Raw genomic sequence first — 2,593 nt, 5'->3', positions numbered from 1 at the left:
GCTTGTATGCGCGGCCCTAGACGCGTTTTCATCATTTTCATTAATGTTTTTTATTGTCGGTTTTTTATTTGCGTTCCAGGGTTGGCATGAGCTAAATCTAAAGGTTTTAAATACATCTTTAAACCCTTTGGATTATGGGAAAGTACTCACCGTAAAAAGTGCGGTTGGATTTTTTCTATCTGTGGTTGCGGCCTACTTGGGTTTTGGTGCAGAAGGGATATTGGCCTCAATCATAGTGGGTTCGGTTGCCGCGTGCGTAATCAGTAGGCGGATATGGAGGGGTTTGCCTTGGTTTTTTATCAATTGGGATTATCTGAAAAAATTATTCGCTTATGGTGCTCCGTTAACGATTACGTATCTCTTGATATTTGTTATCGACGCGTCTGATAGGTTTTTCATCGAACGCATGGTTGGGGTTGAGGCTGTCGGCGTTTACTCAGCTTCGTATGAGCTGAGCCAGTATTCAATCGGCATGTTGACATCGGTCGTTCATTTGGCGGCCCTGCCATTGGTGATAAATGCACTGGCTAAAGAGGGCTTGCTGGCGGCGGGTGTAAAGCTGCGGCAGACCTTTTCATTGGTGTTTGCGGTGGCTATGCCATTGTCGACAGGAATGGCGTTGACTGCCCCTGATATAGCGTATTCTATACTCGGGGATAAGTTTAGAGAGGGCGCTACTGTAATCATCCCTTGGATCGCGCTGGCGATGTTTTTAAGTACTATAAAATCATATTACTTCGATTACGCATTTCAATTGTCAAATTCAACTCGAATACAAATGGGGATTGTCTTCGTGAGTGCCGTGGTAAATGTTGGTTTCAACTATTTTCTGATTTCTGAATATGGCGCTACGGGCGCGGCGATTTCGACCGTGATAGCTTTTCTTGTTTCCTTAATATTAAGCTGGGCTTTGGGGCGACGCGTATTTGCCATGCCGCGTCTTCCCTATAAAAATGCGGCGCAAGTTATAGTCGCTGTAGTTGTTATGGCGGCAGTAGTAAGCAGTATAAAATTTGAGTTGTCAGTGTTGTCCTTTTCGTTAAAGGTGATTTTGGGTGGTGCGGCCTATATAGTTGTATTACTAATATTTAACGCTAGATATCTGATTGCCAATGTTCCTGCGTTTTTGAAAAAATAATTGCTGAGTGTTAGGGGGGAGTTTGCCATATTTTACAGTGTTTACGCCGACTTATAATAGAGCATATATTTTGAGTCAGGTGTATGAGTCGCTCAGGGTGCAAACCTTTCAAGATTTTGAGTGGCTGATTATTGACGATGGTTCCACTGATGAAACGCAGGCACTTGTCGAGGAATGGATACAAAAGAAAGAGCTGAATATCCGTTACATCTATCAGAATAACCAAGGTAAGCATGTCGCGCATAATGTTGCGGTCGAGCACGCAACAGGTTATTTGTTTTTGGTTTTCGATTCCGATGACCGATGTGTTAGCACTGCTCTGGAACGATTGCAATTTTATTGGGAGGATATTGACACCTCGCAGAGAGATCGGTTTTCGACGCTCTCAGTTCTATGCATGGATGATGATAATAATGTGTTGGGTCAAAAGTATCCAAGTTATGTATGTGATATTGCTGACCCGGATCTACAGCGCCAATACCGTTCCACGGGCGATAAGTGGGGCGTTAATGTAACAGAAATATTGAAGCAGTATAAATTCCCTGTAATTAGGGGTGAGCGCTTTATTGCTGAAAGCGTTGTTTGGAATAGAATTTCACTTGTCTATTCTGCTAGATTTGTAAATGAAAAGTTATGCATAAAAATTTATCGCAATGACGGGCTCACCCAGTCCTCGGTACGGCTTAGGGTAAACAATCCATATGGCACCAGTCTGGTGTATCTTGAAGAGTTCAAGATTCTGAAGGGTCTCGCTAGCAGGTTAAAATCGGCTGTTAATTATGTACGATTCGCCCTAAGAACAAACAAAATGGAGATAATTTTTCCAAGTTGTAAAGCGTCGCTCTTGATGATTTGTGCGTTTCCTGTGGGCTGTGCCTTTTATCTTATTGATTCCTATCGCGTGAAGAAGTAAGGAGCCAAGTTTTTGAATTTTATTGACTGCTTATAAGGGGTTGAGGTGGTATGTATAGCTTTATAGCAGGCTTGGCTCTGTTAGGGGTCTCGATTTTATCCCGCGCAACCATTAGAGATATGTTTCATCCCTCGTTTATATTTCCTGCCATTTGGGGGGCGGATTATGCTTAATAGCCTTCACGCCTCTGTTGGGTTTTTATGCTGTTGAGTCTGACGCTCTGCTAATTTTTATTCTAGGCGGGGCAATATTCAGTGCGGTGTCTATTTATATAAGCTTGTTTGCCAAAAGCTTAGTGCATGAAGGCTTTTTTTATCGCACACTTAATTTCAATGATTTGTTTTTTTTATTTGCCTTTATGCATCTTCTGGTATTGCCGGTTGCTTACAGTGAATTGTCTGCACTCGGTTCTGGCTTTGAGAAGATATCATACGCCGCAAGGGCAATGTCGGTTGCTGGGGAGTCAGTATTTGGTCGGCTGACAGCTAATTTTCTCCTGCTTTGTCTGGTAGTAATTCCGTTATTCACGATAGCCTTAGCTC

The 2,593-nt window shown here is 42.8% G+C and carries 3 protein-coding genes; all 3 read left to right on the top strand.

All coding sequences use genetic code 11. The features are described from left to right. Window positions 1-1,138 (top strand): oligosaccharide flippase family protein (locus YA0848_RS35735; RefSeq protein ID WP_198731594.1); only part of this gene is annotated, 1,138 nt, incomplete at its 5' end. A 7-nt stretch (window positions 1,139-1,145) separates the two neighbouring features. Next, complete coding sequence (locus YA0848_RS35730; protein ID WP_332874115.1) at window positions 1,146-2,051, top strand: glycosyltransferase family A protein; 906 nt, start codon at window positions 1,146-1,148, stop codon at window positions 2,049-2,051. A 190-nt stretch (window positions 2,052-2,241) separates the two neighbouring features. Beyond that, a partial coding sequence (locus YA0848_RS36335; protein WP_232925265.1) for a hypothetical protein occupies window positions 2,242-2,593 on the top strand: 352 nt, incomplete at its 3' end.

The organism is Pseudomonas sp. S4_EA_1b (assembly GCF_016307435.1).
In the GTDB taxonomy this organism is placed as follows: domain Bacteria; phylum Pseudomonadota; class Gammaproteobacteria; order Pseudomonadales; family Pseudomonadaceae; genus Aquipseudomonas; species Aquipseudomonas rhodesiae.
Note: the sequence above shows the minus strand (reverse complement) of the source record. Positions and strands in the feature narration are given on the sequence as shown.